We start from the raw sequence: 14,230 nt of genomic DNA on the forward strand, positions 1-14,230 counted from the left end.
TCATTAACTTACGAAAAAAAAGTAGCTATTTTTTATTGACATCGATTGAAACTTTTTGTATCATACTTACATAAGGTAAGTTATTAACTTTCGAAAAATAAATCTTGAATTAAAGATAAAGAGAAAAAAGGGAGAGAATACAATGACAAAAGTACTATTTATTACAGCAAATCCAAATTCAGCAGAAGGTTCTTTCGGAATGGCAGTAGGGGAAGCTTTCATCGAAGCTTATAAAAACGAACATCCACAAGACGAAGTTGTAACAATTGATTTATTCAACACTACAGTACCAGCAATTGATGCAGATGTATTTGCTGCTTGGGGTAAATTTGCAGCAGGTGAAGGCTTTGAAGCTTTAACTGAAGTTCAACAACAAAAAGTAGCAGCAATGAACACAAACTTAGAAACATTTATGAATGCAGATCGTTATGTATTCGTAACTCCAATGTGGAACTTTAGCTATCCACCAGTAGTAAAAGCATACTTAGATAACGTAGCAATCGCAGGTAAAACATTCAAATATACTGAAAATGGTCCAGTCGGCTTATTAGAAGGTAAAAAAGCACTTCACATTCAAGCAACAGGTGGTGTATATTCTGAAGGAGCATACGCAGCTGTAGACTTCGGTCGCAATCATTTAAAAACTGTATTAGGATTTGTTGGTGTAAATGATACTGAATATATTGCAGTTGAAGGTATGAATGCAAACCCTGAAAAAGCACAAGAAATTAAAGAAGCCGCAATTGCTAATGCTCGTGAATTAGCAAAACGTTTCTAATATAGAATGCTTAAAAAGTCCAAACACTTGCTGTTTGGACTTTTTTTCTTCTTTTTCCTTCGTTTGTCTAGTATAATGAAGGTCGGAATGATAATAGGTGGGGGTTCTGTATGATTCAAACGTTTTTTAAAATCTTTTATTTAATTTTAATTGTAATTGCGATTACACCAAGAATGTGGCGTCTTAAAAGACAAGTAAATATGATGGCGCCAAAAGAAAAAGATAATGCTGTGTACAAAACGACAAATTGGTTTGGTAAGAAAATGGTACGTGTAGCTGGAGGGACAGTAGAAGTTAAAGGACTTGAAAATGTTCCGAAAGACAAGCCGGTACTAGTTGTAAGTAATCACCAAAGTAATATGGATATCCCTGTTTTACTAGGTTACTTAAATAAACCAATTGGATTCGTGTCAAAAGCAGAGATTAAAAAGTTCCCAGTTGTACCAACTTGGATGGAACTGATGAATTGTGTATTTATGGATCGTAGCGATCGTCGTCAATCTCTTAAAGCAATTAAAGATGGAATCGAACTATTAAAGAATGGACATTCTATCGTAATTTTCCCAGAAGGAACGAGAAGTAAGGGTGGGGAAGTTGGAGAGTTTAAGGCTGGTAGTTTCCATCTTGCAGTAAAGTCAGGTGTAGCAATTTTACCTGTAACGTTAGATGGTACATATAAGATGTTTGAAGCGAATGGAAATCGTATGAAGCCAGCTCATGCAATAGTAACAATTTCTAAGCCGATTACACCTGAAGATTATGCGAATATGGATATTAAAGAATTAACGAAGCATACACAGGAAGTTATCGCATCACAATTACATAAGTAATAAAAAAGGTTTCAGCTTATAGTAAGCTGAAACCTTTTTTATTATGCTGTAGGTAAGACATAAAAGAGTACACAGAAGAACATCATCGCACTACCACCTAAAACGAAAAGATGCCATATGGCATGGTTGAAAGGTAGCTTTTCCCAAAGGAAGAATATAGCTCCGACAGAATATAAAATTCCTCCTGCTAAAAGTAGTGAAAAACCATGTCCAGTTAGATTTTCATAAAGTGGTTTAATGGCAACGATTATGAGCCAGCCCATAATGATGTAACATAAAGTTGATGCCTTTATAAAGCGACGTACAAAGAAAATTTTGAAGATGATACCTCCGATTGCAAGTGTCCATATAATAGCAAGCAACGTCCATCCTAATGGCCCACGAAGTGTAATAAGTAGAAAAGGAGTATACGTGCCAGCAATTAATAAGTAAATGGCTGAATGATCTAAAATAGTAAATACTTTTTCTACTCTAGGATGATGAATGCTATGTAGCAACGTTGAAAACAAGTACAGTAAGAACATGCTTACACCATAAACAGTAAATGCAACTACAGCTGATGCGGTACCATGCTTTGAAGCATGAATAATCAATATGATTAAGGCAGGGATGCTTAAAATGGCACCGATACCATGTGTAATTGCATTTGCAATTTCTTCTTTTACAAATTGGGTCATTCGTGTCATTTTTTCAGTCATAATGCAAATCCTTTCTACTATCATAAAGTGAAACTTTAATCAGTGGGGGGCATCCCCCACTGATTATTAGTTGAACCAATCGGGCTTTTACGGGCAGTTGAGCCCCCACGTAACTTCTTGGCTTGCATTGAATTTTGAGGTGGTGGTTCTTACTGCCCGTTAAAGCGGGATAAAATAATATGTCATTTCCCTTACCATATCATACACAAGAGCAATAGAAAATGAAATTTGTATAATTGATTATATTTTTGAATTTTTTTGACAAAAGACAATGGATTTGTTGACGTTTTCAAACTTTTTTGACAAAATAAAATTATGTAATAGTAGGACAAGGAAACTACTAATAAAGGGGATGGGGAAATGTTTTCAAATATTGGCTTTCCAGGGTTAATTTTAATTTTAGTAGCAGTACTCATTTTATTTGGACCTAAAAAATTGCCGGAAATCGGGAAGGCTTTAGGGGAAACGTTAAAAGAGTTCAAAAAATCAACGAAAGAATTGACAGATGACGCATTTCAAGAAAAGGAAAAGAAAGAAAAAATGTAGTGTATTTTCCTTGTAATGGATAAATAAAGTGTGGTGAACGAGATGGAAGATCGGGAAATGAGCGTAGTAGAACATATTGTTGAGCTTCGAAAAAGAGTAATATATACGGTGTTATCCTTTGTACTATTTTTAATTATTGGATTTACTTTTACAAAGGATATTTATTTTTGGCTTGTAAAAGATTTACCAATGAAATTAACTGTTCTCGGTCCAAGTGATGTATTGTGGATTTTTTTCTCGATTGCTACAGTATTTGCTATCGTTTGTACAATTCCTTTTGCTGCTATACAAATTTGGTTATTTGTAAAACCAGGTTTACATCCAAATGAACAAAAGTTGACAATAATGTATATACCGGTATTGTCTATATTATTTATTGCAGGTTTATGCTTTGGATATTTCGTTGTAATGCCGTTTTTATTTCATTTTTTAACTACGATAGGTAATGAAATGTTTAATACGATGTTTACGACAGAAAAGTATTTTCATTTTGTTCTTAATTTAACAGTTCCATTTGCTGTAATTTTTGAATTGCCTGTAGTAGTAATGTTTTTAACGAGTATTGGACTATTGACGGCGGAACTTCTAATAAAAATAAGAAGGTATGCTTACGTAGCATTGATTATCATTGCGTCGTGTATATCACCGCCAGATTTTTTATCTCATAGTTTAGTTGCGGTACCGCTTATTTGTATTTATGAAATTAGTATTGCTTTATCAAAGATTGTTAGTAAGCGAAAAAAGAAAAGAGAAGAAGAAATTCAGTCGAAAAGTGCCTCGTTATAAAGGCACTTTTTTTATTTATTTGTTATACTCTAGCTATAAACGTATACAATATAGAGAAGAAAAAAAATATAGAATCTCCAAAATTTAGACAAACTTTGCGCTTTTATAAGTTTATACTAAATATATTAAGCAATATACGGATAACGAGTCCTCGTCTTATTAGAAATTTAGGATGAGGGATGGATTAGGTGGAGATGAATAGAGTATAAATCTTCTAACCATAAGGACTACAGAGATTGTCTAAGGATACTTTTGTATTCATGGGAGTCGCCACTTTAAACAACGTGTTACAAGCGTAAAGTAGAAGTTCAAAAATCCAATGAAAAAGAGGATTGATATTGTGATTACGAAAAGTTTTTATTTCACTCATTCAACAGGGGATTGTATTAAAATATTTGAAATCCCTGTCCTACAGGCACAGCATCCATTATCGTTTCTAATTCAGTCTCGTCTTCAATTATTTATTGCAAAAATTCAAAAACAAAAACACCCAAGATTTTCATATTCTTTCCGTGAATATTTACAAAAATGTTTGAAGTGGAATGATTATTTAAATGTATATAAAACAAATACCCTTGAAAAAAATGCATGATACGAAGTACGGACAGGGTTAGTAAACTCTGTCTTTTTCATTTTAGGTATGAAAATATAATTAATTTGATGAAATTTCGTTCCAAATTGTTGAAAGCAATGGGAATACTAGTATAATAACAAGGAGAGCGTATTGGAAAGGGAAGAAGTATAGTATGCAAAAAATTAAAATTGTAACAGATTCAACGGCAGATTTATCACAAGACGTAATCGAAAAATATGACATTCATGTTTTACCATTATCAATCTCTGTAAATGGACAAACATATTTAGATCGCGTTGATTTACAACCTGACGAATTTATTGAAGAAATGATTAAATCAGAGGAATTACCAAAAACATCACAACCAGCTATGGGTACATTTGTAGAAATGTATGACAAGCTAGGGGAAGATGGAAGCGAAGTCCTTTCTATCCATATGACAAGTGGAATGAGCGGTACTGTAGCAACTGCAAATAGCGCTGCATCAATGACCGATACAAAAGTAACAGTTGTTGATTCTCAATTTATTACACATGCTTTAGCATATCAAGTAATTGAAGCTGCAAAAATGGCAAATGACGGACGCTCACTAGAAGAAATTTTAAAACGTGTAGATGAAGTAAGAAAGAATACTCGTTTATATGTAGTAGTGGATACATTAGAAAACTTAGTGAAGGGTGGACGTATCGGTAAAGGAAAAGCGTTTATCGGTTCGCTACTTAATATAAAGCCAATTGCTAGTCTTGAAGACGGTGTTTATAATCCTGTAACGAAAGTTCGTAGCCAAGGCCAAATTGTAAAAACATTAGCTAAGTTATTTGAGCAAGATACGGCTGGAAAAGTTGTAAAAGCTGTTGCAATTCCGCATGCGAAAGCAATTCCTTTAGCTGAAAGTATGAAAGCGGCGGTTGAAAAAGTGAGTGGATTTGCTCAATCAGAAATTTTCTATACAACGCCTATTATTAGTACTCATACAGGTCCGGGCGCAATCGGATTTATGTATTTAGCAGAGTAATAAAAAAGCTACTTGAAAATATATTTCAAGTAGCTTTTTTATGTAAATAGAAAGTAAGAAATAAGAAGAGCTACACAGGCACTACCGCTAATGATATAGCGAGTCTGTAAATATTCATTCATAGAAAACACCCTTTATCCCGCTATTTGCGGACAGTAAAACTCTCTACCTCAAAATTAGCTGGAGCAAAGAGGTAAGGTAGCGGGCTGCCCGTAAAAGCTTGATTATTTGCCTTCACTATAGGATTTTCTATATTATATGTTGGATATAGAAAATCAGTCATTACGTTACACATGTAAAGTTTCAATTTTTTCGTTTATTTGCTTATCATTTGTTGCGTTACTATAAATAAAAGTTTGGCCTAAAAAGAGTACATGCAGTTGTTCCCATGGTAACATGCGCAAATTCCAATTATTTCGAAGTCTAGTTATTGCCTCGCGGGGTGTTTCATCGGCGAGTGCAAAAGCTCCGTAATGCATCGGTATAAAATGCGTAGCGTTTAAATCTAAATAAGCTTGCACGGCCTCTTCAGGTGAAACATGAGATACTTTCATAAACCATTCTGGTTCATAAGCGCCAATGGGCATAAGAGCAATATCAATTAAAAAGCGTTCACCAATTTCTTTGAAACCTTGGAAATAGCCACTGTCGCCACAAAAATATATGGTTTCCATATTCGTTTCATTATCAATAATCCATCCGCCCCAGTGAGACGTATTCATATCAAATAAGAATCTTCTTGTCCAGTGCTGAGCAGGTACGAAGTGAAAAGAAACTTCGTTAATTATCGTACTTTCCCACCATTTATACTCTTCTACATGTTTAAATTTCTTACGAGTAAATAATTTTTTTAATCCAATAGGTACAAGATATAGAACATCATCATTCAACTGACGAAGAGTTGAAAAATCTAAATGATCATAATGACCATGTGAAATAAGGACAATATCAATTTTAGGTAGTTCTTCTATAGAGAGTCCAGGTTCGGTAAGTCTTGGAACTAGCTTTAATTTATTAGCCCATACTGGATCTGTTAATATATTAAGTCCATTCGTTTGAATAAGAAAAGTGGAATGCCCAATCCATGTGACAGTCGTTTTTTCAACATTGCTTTGCAAAAATGCACTTTGTTTAACGGGTGATTGTTCTACTAAGAAAGAAAAATCTTTTTTGTTTTGCTTTCGTTCTTTACGCCAGCGTAAAAAAGAGCGAATTGATTTTTTTGTACTAACATTATCCATATTTTCATAGCGCTTTGCCATGAACATCACCTCATTTAAAATCGTTGTATTTGTATTGTACCGAAATGTTGTTAAGGAATACAGTGTAAAACATGGATTAATGTTTAAGGAATTGTTAAAAAATAGGGAGAGGTATTTACAAAAGTAACAATAAAATTAGTTTTATCAATTCTATTTAGAGAAATAATAGTAAAAAAATATATTTTGTCTAGTAATTCGCTTGAAATAAAGAAGTAACATGCGTAAAATCGTACGATTTCGTGAACAAATGTAGTAAACAATTTTCTCGTAGTGTTAACTTTTGTTATTATAAACATAACCTATTTAAATTTAGGATAGAGAAAAGAGGTTTATAAATGAAGCGTTATCAAAAAATAATTGGTCTTATGGTTGTATTTTGTCTCTTTGTACTTGCCGGATGTAGTGAATCAGGTTCAAAGCTTCGTAAACCATTAAATTGGGATTTAGAAACTTTCCAATTTACAAATCAAGATGGAAAGCAATTCGGTACAAAAGATTTAAAAGGGAAAGTTTGGGTTGCAGATTTTATGTTCACAAATTGTCAGACAGTTTGTCCGCCAATGACTGCAAATATGGCCAAGCTGCAAAAGATGGCAAAAGAAGAGAAATTAGACGTTCAGTTTGTTTCATTTAGTGTAGATCCAGACCTTGATAAGCCAGAAAATCTGAAAGCTTTTATTCAGAAGTTTACAGAGGATACTAGTAACTGGAATTTATTAACAGGGTATTCGTTAGAAGATATTACAAAGTTTTCAAAAGATAATTTCCAATCACTTGTAGATAAGCCGGAGAACGGTCAGGTCATACATGGTACATCATTTTATTTAATTGATCAAAACGGAAAAGTAATGAAAAAGTATAGTGGCATTAGTAATACGCCATATGAAGACATTATACGTGATATGAAGCGATTAGTGGATTAAAAATAAGGGTGCATAGCACCCTTATTTTTTTGCATTAGTCTATGGATAAAATGTCATGTTGCTGGGGAAGTTTCGGCGCTCGAATTTCTAATACGCCGTTTTGATAAGAAGCTTTTGCCGCTTTTTTATTAATTGAATACGGTAACTTAATCAATCTTGATGCTTCTGAAATGGAACGTTCTCGGCGATAATAGTTATGGGATGTTTGTTCTTCTTCCTCTTCAAGTATCTCTTCTTTTACAGAGACTTTTAAGTATTCACTTTGTATTTCAATTTGAATTTGTTCTTTTTGTATACCTGGTAGTTCAGCTGTAACAACGAGTTCTTCACCAACTTCATATAAATCTACAGGGAATGTTAATAAACGGTTTCCTTTTTGGAAAAAATGATTTAAATCAGCGATTACATTGCGAAGAGGTGTTTGCTCGAAGAAATCATCAATTTGCTTTAAGTAATTACGAACCGGTGGGCGAGAAGAATCTTTTTTTTCTTCACTCATGGTATTCCCTCCTAGAAATCAATTTGCAATATCATATGACAAAAGCGGAGAAAGGTGAGTGCCTAGTTTTCATGTTTTCATAAAAAATTGTTAAAAATGTGAAATGGAGTGATTTTTTTATAGTTTTTGGTCGCCATATTCAGTTGATTATGCTAGTATAAATAGGGTTGATATAGTAGTATAGAGACAGAATGAAAACTGAAAGAGGGTAAGAAGTATGTGTGGTTTTGTAGGATGTTTATGTGAAAACCCTAGAGAGTTTTCAGAAACAGAAAAACATCAATTTGAAAATATGAACACGATGATTTTCCACCGTGGTCCAGATGACGAAGGATATTTTCGTGATGAACATGTACAATTTGGCTTCCGCCGTTTAAGTATCATTGACTTAGAGGCAGGACATCAGCCGCTAACTTATGAAAATGATCGATATGTAATTATTTTTAATGGTGAAATTTACAACTATGTAGAATTACGTGAAATGTTACTTGAAAAAGGTGCAACGTTTGCAACGCAATCTGATACAGAAGTTATCATTGCATTGTATGCACATATGAAAGAAAAATGTGTAGACTACCTTCGTGGTATGTTTGCATTTATGATTTGGGATCGTGAAGAAAAGAAACTTTTCGGTGCACGTGACCACTTCGGTATTAAACCTTTATACATCGCACAACAAGGTGATACTACATTCTTCGCATCTGAGAAGAAAAGTATTATGCATGTGATGGAAGATAAAGGCGTTAATCCAACGTCACTACAACATTACTTTACGTACCAATATGGTCCAGAGCCAGAAACGTTAACAATTGATGTTAATAAAATCGAGCCTGGTCATTATTTCGTAAAAGAAATCGGTAAAGAGATGGAAATCCATCGCTACTGGAAACCTTATTTCAATGCTTCAAGTGCAACGAAAGAGGAGCATATCCAAGCGATTCGTGATGTGTTATATGATTCAGTAAAAGTGCATATGCGTAGTGATGTACCAGTAGGTTCATTCTTATCTGGTGGTATCGATTCATCTATCATCGCTTCTATCGCAAGAGAAATGAATCCAAATCTTTTAACATTCTCTGTTGGTTTTGAGCAACGTGGTTTCAGTGAAGTTGATGTTGCGAAAGAAACTGCTGAGAAATTAGGCGTTAAAAACCATAACGTATTCATTTCAGCGAAAGAATTTATGGATGAGTTCCCAAAAATCATTTGGCATATGGATGATCCTTTAGCTGATCCAGCAGCTGTACCATTGTACTTCGTTGCGAAAGAAGCACGTAAACATGTAACAGTTGTTCTTTCAGGTGAAGGCGCAGACGAGCTATTTGGTGGTTATAACATTTACCGTGAGCCAAACTCACTAAAAATGTTCTCTTACATTCCTAGCCCAGGTAAGAGCGTTCTAAAAGCATTAAGTGGTGCTCTTAAAGAAGGGTTTAAAGGTAAGAGCTTCCTAGAGCGTGGATGTACACCAATTGAAGAGCGTTACTATGGGAATGCTAAAATCTTCCGTGAAGAAGAAAAAGCTGAATTAATGAAGTATTACAATGAAAGTGTTAACTATATGGATATCACGAAACCATTGTATAATGAGATTAAAGATTATGATGATGTAAGTAAAATGCAGTACATTGACATGTTCACATGGTTACGCGGTGACATTTTATTAAAAGCTGATAAAATGACAATGGCAAACTCATTAGAACTTCGTGTACCGTTCTTAGATAAAGAAGTATTCGATGTTGCATCTAAAATTCCAACTGAATTTAAGATTGCTAACGGAACTACGAAAGCTATTTTACGTGAAGCAGCACGCGGAATCGTTCCAGATCACGTATTAGATCGTAAAAAACTTGGATTCCCAGTACCAATTCGTCACTGGTTAAAAGACGAAATGCATGATTGGGCTATAAATATTATAAACGAAAGTAAGACAGAGCATTTAATCGACAAACAGTATGTATTAAACTTACTGGAAGCACATTGTGCAGATAAAGGCGATTATAGCCGTAAAATTTGGACTGTACTTGCGTTTATGGTATGGCACCAAATTTATGTTGAGCATAAATACGATACGAATAAGTTCCATGAAGAAACAAAACGTGCGTATAGCTTAGTTTAAATAGAAAAACCTTAAGATCGCATACGGTCTTAAGGTTTTTTTCATAAATAGGAAGTATTATTGATACAATAATAGTAAAAGGATGGACAACATATGATTACGTTTGAGAAAGTTACTGTAGAAAATGAAAGCGTTGTTAAAGAAATGTTTAAATCGCATAGTTTAGGTGAGAAAAAGGTACAGTACTGTGTAAAAGTTGATGATACATATATTGGTGTAATAGATTATAGTGTACAAGAGGAACAGGCTGTTTTATCACAGCTAATTATTCATTTTGATTACCAAGGTTACGGTTATGGTACAAATACGTATTTTACATTTGAAGAAATGATGAAACAAAGAAATGTGAAAGAAATAAAAGTGCTACAAGAGAAATTAACAGAAAAGGCGAAGTCTTTCATAGAGAGTTTTGGTTTTGCTTCAGAAGATGAAGAGTATGTAAAGAAAATATAACGATGATTATTTATGCGATACAATAAACATAAGGCAGGTGGATGTATGACGATGACTTCTGGTCTTGTATTAATTGGAGGGTGCTTTATAGTAGCAGAATTATGTCATATAATCATTCGGAAAAGAATGAGTAAGAAAAAAAAGCCGTATGAATTACAATACGTCTCTGTCTTTTTCATTATGTTTTGTATGCTTAGTACATTACAAAATCTAATGAACTTTCCACCACTTTTAAATGTTTTTTTAAAGTTCGGTTTACTTTATAGTGGTGTTGGAATAGCACTTTTATTTATTTTATTTTGCATACGTTATGTTCACTATCAATCGTATATATTTATTTTAAATTGGTTAAAGCAAGATGATAGAAACCGCCTTACATAAGGCGGTTTTTTTATTTGCAATTGTAACAGAACTTGTACATTTCACATAAAATAGGACGAGTAGAAATGCAAACATATTACAAGAAAGGGGCGGGGCAATAAAATGAAACTTGTTATAGACGCAGGGCACGGTGGATATGATTCTGGTGCTGTTGGTAATGGTTTAGTAGAAAAAAACTTAACACTTCAAATTGCTAGACGCGTTCGAGACATTTTAACGGTAAATTACCCAATTACAATTAAAATGACACGTGATAGTGATGTGTTTATTTCTTTATCGGAACGTGCTAATATTGCTAATGCTTTCAGTGCGGATTATTTTATTTCATTTCATATTAATAGCGGCGGGGGTACAGGTTTTGAAAGTTATATTTATAATGCGTTATCCAATACCAGCACTGCATATGCAAAGCAACAAAAAATGCATACAGCTGTCAATCCTGTATTAACAAAATACGGTCTTCGTGATCGAGGAGCAAAAAAAGAAAATTATGCGGTATTAAGAGAAACCACAATGGATGCAATTTTAACTGAGACTGCTTTTATTGATACAGCGTTTGATGCAAATTTATTAAAAAATCCACAATTTATTGAAGATCTAAGTCAAGCGTATGCAAATGGAATAGCAGCTATTTTTGGAGTAGATCCAAATCCACAACCGACACCTCAAACGAAGGGAATCGCTTATATTCTTGGGAAAAATGTAAATTTAAGAAATGGTCCATCAACTTCTTCCTCAGTTATTCGTCAATTAAATTCTCCAGAATCTTACGTTGTATATCAGGAAAGTAACGGATGGCTAGATTTGGGGAATGGACAATGGGTGTATAATGATCCTTCTTACATTAATTTTGTAAAGACAAGCAACAGTGATGGAAGCCCGATTGGGGTTGCATATATACAAGGGATGAATGTAAATTTAAGAAGTGGTCCATCAACTACATCTGCAGTTATTCGCAAATTAAATTCTCCAGAATCTTATTTAGTATATATAAATGAAAATGGTTGGTTAAACCTTGGTGGAAATCAGTGGGTATATAATGACCCAGCATATATTAAATATACTCAATATTAGGAATTAAAATGATAATGCAATATGGATGCGTATTCTTGTTATGTATAACAAGAATACGCATTTTAATAACAACATTTATTTTCATACTTATGCACTATGTTTTAAAAAGAAACATTAGAAAAGCGGATAGAATCTAAATAGTATATATTAAAAAAGTTTTCTGATATACATTGACAATGTATGTAACATCCATTAATCTTTAATTGTTAATGATAATCGATTTCATCTAGGGAGGACATATGATACATACTAAAAAACTAATTATGTTCTGCATTACGATACTCATGGTTGTAATTGCAGGATGTAGTAAAGAAGAGAAAAAAGAAAATAATATATCAGCGAAAGCAAAAGATTCATATACGATAAAGCATGCAATGGGTGAAACGATAGTAAATGGTACACCTAAAAAAGTTGTTGTTTTAACAAATGAAGGCGCAGAGGCTCTCCTAGCTGTGGGCGTAACGCCAGTGGGGACTACGAAACCACGTGCTGGTGATGAATGGTATCCTCATATAGCGAAAGAGTTAAAAAACACGGAAGTTGTAGGAACTGAACGTGATATTAATTTAGAGGCTGTAATGAAGCTTAAGCCAGATTTAATTATCGGAAATAAAATGCGTCATGAAAAAATATATGATCAGCTAAAAGAAATCGCACCAACTGTTTATGCAGAAACATTACGCGGTGATTGGAAAGAAAACTTTACACTTTATACAAAAGCTGTAAATAAAGAAAAAGAAGGGCAGAAAGCTCTTGATGATTATAAAAAACGTATTGAAGGAATGAAAGAGAAGTTAGGCGATAATTTGAATTCTAAAGTTTCTATTATTCGTTTCGTACCAGGTGACGTTCGTATTTATCAAAAAAACTCATTCTCGGGCGTTGTTTTAAATGATATTGGATTTAAACGACCACCATTACAAGATAAAGATGATTTTGCGATAAAAGGAATTACAAAAGAGCAAATTCCAAATATGGACGGAGACTACTTATTCTATTTCACGTCTGATAAAGATGCAGATAAGAATAATGAAGGAAATTCGTTAGCAAAGGAATGGATAGAAGATCCACTCTTTAAGCAACTACAGGCTTCTAAAAATAATAAAGTATTCCAAGTAGACGAGGTAATCTGGAATACAGCAGGCGGTATTAAAGCTGCGAACCTTATGTTAGATGATATTGAAAAATATTTCCTTAAATAAATGATAAAATACATCACTTTTACGAAGTGATGTATTTTTTGTTTGTGAAAATACAGAAAATTCCTTCTTTCAGGGTGTCATAAGTTGTACAATAAAATCAATCATGTGATAAAGGAGTGGGGAAGAATGAAAGCTACTCATAAAGATTGGATCTTGTTTAATGGGAGAATGATTAATACGAAGGAAGAACAGCCGATGGTCGCATTAGAAGAGCGAGGCTTCCAATTTGGTGATGGGATTTATGAAGTATTTAGACTATACGACGGCAAGCCTCATTTATTAGATTTACATTTGAAAAGATTCTTTAACTCTATGGCAGAAATAAAACTAATTCCACCATTTACGAAGGAAGAATTAGTAGAAGAGTTATATCAAATGATTGAAAAAAATCAATTTCAAGAAGATGGGAATGTATATTTACAAATATCAAGAGGTGCACAACCGCGCAATCATGTATATGAATCAGATTTACAACCGACATATTTTGCAAATCTTGTTTCGTTCCCAAGACCAGTTGCTTCAATGGAGGCAGGGATTAAGGTGACAGTAGAAGAGGACATCAGGTGGAAGTTTTGCCATATAAAATCTTTAAATTTGCTTCCTAATATCATGATCAAAAACAAAATAAATGAACAAGGTTATCAAGAAGCAATATTAGTACGAGATGGTATTGTGACTGAAGGATGTCATTCCAATTTCTTTATCGTGAAGAATAATAAGTTAATTACACATCCAGCGGATCATTTCATTTTACATGGTATTACACGTCACTACGTAATTACATTAGCGAAAGAGTTACATATCGATGTAGAGGAACGAGAGTTTTCATTACAAGAAGTATATGACGCTGAGGAGTGCTTCTTTACAGCGACGCCACTTGAAATATTCCCAGTCGTTCAAATTGGTGATGAACAGTTCGAGGCTGGTGAAAGAGGACCAATTACGAAAAAACTACAAGCTGCATACGAAGAGAGTATTCGTTTGTTTAAAGTGACAAATTAATCATGAAGAAAAAAGCTGGTATTCTTCCGGCTTTTTTTCATGATATAATTCAAGCATAGGACAAGTTTTGAAAACGCTGTAAAAAGGG

16 protein-coding genes are annotated in these 14,230 nt (G+C 33.8%); 13 read left to right on the forward strand and 3 right to left on the reverse strand.

Annotation, left to right across the window (positions count from 1 at the left end; genetic code table 11):
* The first annotated feature begins 142 nt into the window (after positions 1 to 142).
* Both CGQ22_RS06985 and CGQ22_RS06990 read left to right on the forward strand, forming a co-directional pair.
* Positions 143 to 778: an FMN-dependent NADH-azoreductase gene (locus CGQ22_RS06985; protein WP_000170025.1), complete on the forward strand. Its 636-nt coding sequence runs from the start codon at positions 143 to 145 to the stop codon at positions 776 to 778.
* Between the two features lie 110 nt (positions 779 to 888).
* Positions 889 to 1,608: a lysophospholipid acyltransferase family protein gene (locus tag CGQ22_RS06990; protein ID WP_000616574.1), complete on the forward strand. Its 720-nt coding sequence runs from the start codon at positions 889 to 891 to the stop codon at positions 1,606 to 1,608.
* 41 nt (positions 1,609 to 1,649) lie between these two features.
* Here the strand turns inward: CGQ22_RS06990 and trhA are convergent, their stop codons facing one another.
* Positions 1,650 to 2,306: a PAQR family membrane homeostasis protein TrhA gene (gene trhA, locus CGQ22_RS06995; RefSeq protein ID WP_002163996.1), complete on the reverse strand. Its 657-nt coding sequence runs from the start codon at positions 2,304 to 2,306 to the stop codon at positions 1,650 to 1,652.
* A gap of 360 nt (positions 2,307 to 2,666) precedes the next feature.
* Here trhA and CGQ22_RS07000 point away from each other — a divergent pair, with 360 nt between their 5' ends.
* The 4 genes from CGQ22_RS07000 to CGQ22_RS07020 all read left to right on the forward strand — a co-directional run bounded on the left by CGQ22_RS07000 (position 2,667) and on the right by CGQ22_RS07020 (position 5,227).
* On the forward strand, positions 2,667 to 2,852 hold the full coding sequence (locus tag CGQ22_RS07000; protein ID WP_000492443.1) for a twin-arginine translocase TatA/TatE family subunit: 186 nt from the start codon (positions 2,667 to 2,669) through the stop codon (positions 2,850 to 2,852).
* A 42-nt stretch (positions 2,853 to 2,894) separates the two neighbouring features.
* The gene (gene tatC, locus CGQ22_RS07005) at positions 2,895 to 3,638 is read left to right on the forward strand and encodes a twin-arginine translocase subunit TatC (RefSeq protein ID WP_000390118.1); all 744 of its coding nucleotides are present in this window, start codon (positions 2,895 to 2,897) and stop codon (positions 3,636 to 3,638) included.
* Positions 3,639 to 3,978: 340 nt separating this feature from the next.
* Positions 3,979 to 4,230, forward strand: a complete 252-nt coding sequence (locus CGQ22_RS07015; RefSeq protein ID WP_000629011.1) for a DUF2535 family protein — start codon at positions 3,979 to 3,981, stop codon at positions 4,228 to 4,230.
* Positions 4,231 to 4,384: 154 nt separating this feature from the next.
* On the forward strand, positions 4,385 to 5,227 hold the full coding sequence (locus tag CGQ22_RS07020; RefSeq protein WP_001169470.1) for a DegV family protein: 843 nt from the start codon (positions 4,385 to 4,387) through the stop codon (positions 5,225 to 5,227).
* Between the two features lie 287 nt (positions 5,228 to 5,514).
* Here CGQ22_RS07020 and CGQ22_RS07025 read toward each other — a convergent pair whose 3' ends face one another.
* A complete protein-coding gene (locus CGQ22_RS07025) occupies positions 5,515 to 6,489 on the reverse strand; it encodes an MBL fold metallo-hydrolase (protein ID WP_001129635.1) in 975 nt (324 codons plus the stop codon).
* 335 nt (positions 6,490 to 6,824) lie between these two features.
* Here CGQ22_RS07025 and CGQ22_RS07030 point away from each other — a divergent pair, with 335 nt between their 5' ends.
* Positions 6,825 to 7,412: an SCO family protein gene (locus CGQ22_RS07030; protein WP_000833333.1), complete on the forward strand. Its 588-nt coding sequence runs from the start codon at positions 6,825 to 6,827 to the stop codon at positions 7,410 to 7,412.
* A 34-nt stretch (positions 7,413 to 7,446) separates the two neighbouring features.
* Here CGQ22_RS07030 and CGQ22_RS07035 read toward each other — a convergent pair whose 3' ends face one another.
* Positions 7,447 to 7,911, reverse strand: coding sequence for an Hsp20/alpha crystallin family protein (locus CGQ22_RS07035; protein ID WP_001288085.1), 465 nt, complete (start codon positions 7,909 to 7,911; stop codon positions 7,447 to 7,449).
* Positions 7,912 to 8,128: 217 nt separating this feature from the next.
* On the opposite strand from CGQ22_RS07035, the gene asnB reads away from it, so the two are divergent.
* The 6 genes from asnB to dat all read left to right on the forward strand — a co-directional run bounded on the left by asnB (position 8,129) and on the right by dat (position 14,142).
* Complete coding sequence (asnB, locus tag CGQ22_RS07040) at positions 8,129 to 10,030, forward strand: asparagine synthase (glutamine-hydrolyzing) (protein WP_000333816.1); 1,902 nt, start codon at positions 8,129 to 8,131, stop codon at positions 10,028 to 10,030.
* Positions 10,031 to 10,123: 93 nt separating this feature from the next.
* A complete protein-coding gene (locus tag CGQ22_RS07045; protein ID WP_000627518.1) occupies positions 10,124 to 10,483 on the forward strand; it encodes a GNAT family N-acetyltransferase in 360 nt (119 codons plus the stop codon).
* A gap of 51 nt (positions 10,484 to 10,534) precedes the next feature.
* Positions 10,535 to 10,864: a hypothetical protein gene (locus CGQ22_RS07050; protein ID WP_000200462.1), complete on the forward strand. Its 330-nt coding sequence runs from the start codon at positions 10,535 to 10,537 to the stop codon at positions 10,862 to 10,864.
* Positions 10,865 to 10,966: 102 nt separating this feature from the next.
* Positions 10,967 to 11,938: an N-acetylmuramoyl-L-alanine amidase gene (locus tag CGQ22_RS07055; protein WP_000779898.1), complete on the forward strand. Its 972-nt coding sequence runs from the start codon at positions 10,967 to 10,969 to the stop codon at positions 11,936 to 11,938.
* Positions 11,939 to 12,177: 239 nt separating this feature from the next.
* Positions 12,178 to 13,140 (forward strand): ABC transporter substrate-binding protein, encoded by a 963-nt coding sequence (locus CGQ22_RS07060; RefSeq protein WP_000581996.1) that lies wholly within the window; start codon positions 12,178 to 12,180, stop codon positions 13,138 to 13,140.
* A gap of 126 nt (positions 13,141 to 13,266) precedes the next feature.
* Positions 13,267 to 14,142, forward strand: a complete 876-nt coding sequence (gene dat / locus CGQ22_RS07065) for a D-amino-acid transaminase (protein ID WP_000648388.1) — start codon at positions 13,267 to 13,269, stop codon at positions 14,140 to 14,142.
* Positions 14,143 to 14,230: the final 88 nt, after the last annotated feature.

The organism is Bacillus sp. M13(2017), from assembly GCF_002218325.1.
Lineage (GTDB): Bacteria > Bacillota > Bacilli > Bacillales > Bacillaceae_G > Bacillus_A > Bacillus_A thuringiensis_K.

Excerpts from the sequence above, each read along its gene's own strand:
- CGQ22_RS06985 (WP_000170025.1), top strand. The coding sequence starts at position 143 with ATGACAAAAGTACTATTTATTACAGCAAATCCAAATTCAGCAGAAGGT.
- CGQ22_RS06990 (WP_000616574.1), top strand. The coding sequence starts at position 889 with ATGATTCAAACGTTTTTTAAAATCTTTTATTTAATTTTAATTGTAATT.
- trhA (WP_002163996.1), bottom strand. The coding sequence starts at position 2,306 with ATGACTGAAAAAATGACACGAATGACCCAATTTGTAAAAGAAGAAATT.
- CGQ22_RS07000 (WP_000492443.1), top strand. The coding sequence starts at position 2,667 with ATGTTTTCAAATATTGGCTTTCCAGGGTTAATTTTAATTTTAGTAGCA.
- tatC (WP_000390118.1), top strand. The coding sequence starts at position 2,895 with ATGGAAGATCGGGAAATGAGCGTAGTAGAACATATTGTTGAGCTTCGA.
- CGQ22_RS07020 (WP_001169470.1), top strand. The coding sequence starts at position 4,385 with ATGCAAAAAATTAAAATTGTAACAGATTCAACGGCAGATTTATCACAA.
- CGQ22_RS07025 (WP_001129635.1), bottom strand. The coding sequence starts at position 6,489 with ATGGCAAAGCGCTATGAAAATATGGATAATGTTAGTACAAAAAAATCA.
- CGQ22_RS07030 (WP_000833333.1), top strand. The coding sequence starts at position 6,825 with ATGAAGCGTTATCAAAAAATAATTGGTCTTATGGTTGTATTTTGTCTC.
- CGQ22_RS07035 (WP_001288085.1), bottom strand. The coding sequence starts at position 7,911 with ATGAGTGAAGAAAAAAAAGATTCTTCTCGCCCACCGGTTCGTAATTAC.
- asnB (WP_000333816.1), top strand. The coding sequence starts at position 8,129 with ATGTGTGGTTTTGTAGGATGTTTATGTGAAAACCCTAGAGAGTTTTCA.
- CGQ22_RS07045 (WP_000627518.1), top strand. The coding sequence starts at position 10,124 with ATGATTACGTTTGAGAAAGTTACTGTAGAAAATGAAAGCGTTGTTAAA.
- CGQ22_RS07050 (WP_000200462.1), top strand. The coding sequence starts at position 10,535 with ATGACTTCTGGTCTTGTATTAATTGGAGGGTGCTTTATAGTAGCAGAA.
- CGQ22_RS07055 (WP_000779898.1), top strand. The coding sequence starts at position 10,967 with ATGAAACTTGTTATAGACGCAGGGCACGGTGGATATGATTCTGGTGCT.
- CGQ22_RS07060 (WP_000581996.1), top strand. The coding sequence starts at position 12,178 with ATGATACATACTAAAAAACTAATTATGTTCTGCATTACGATACTCATG.
- dat (WP_000648388.1), top strand. The coding sequence starts at position 13,267 with ATGAAAGCTACTCATAAAGATTGGATCTTGTTTAATGGGAGAATGATT.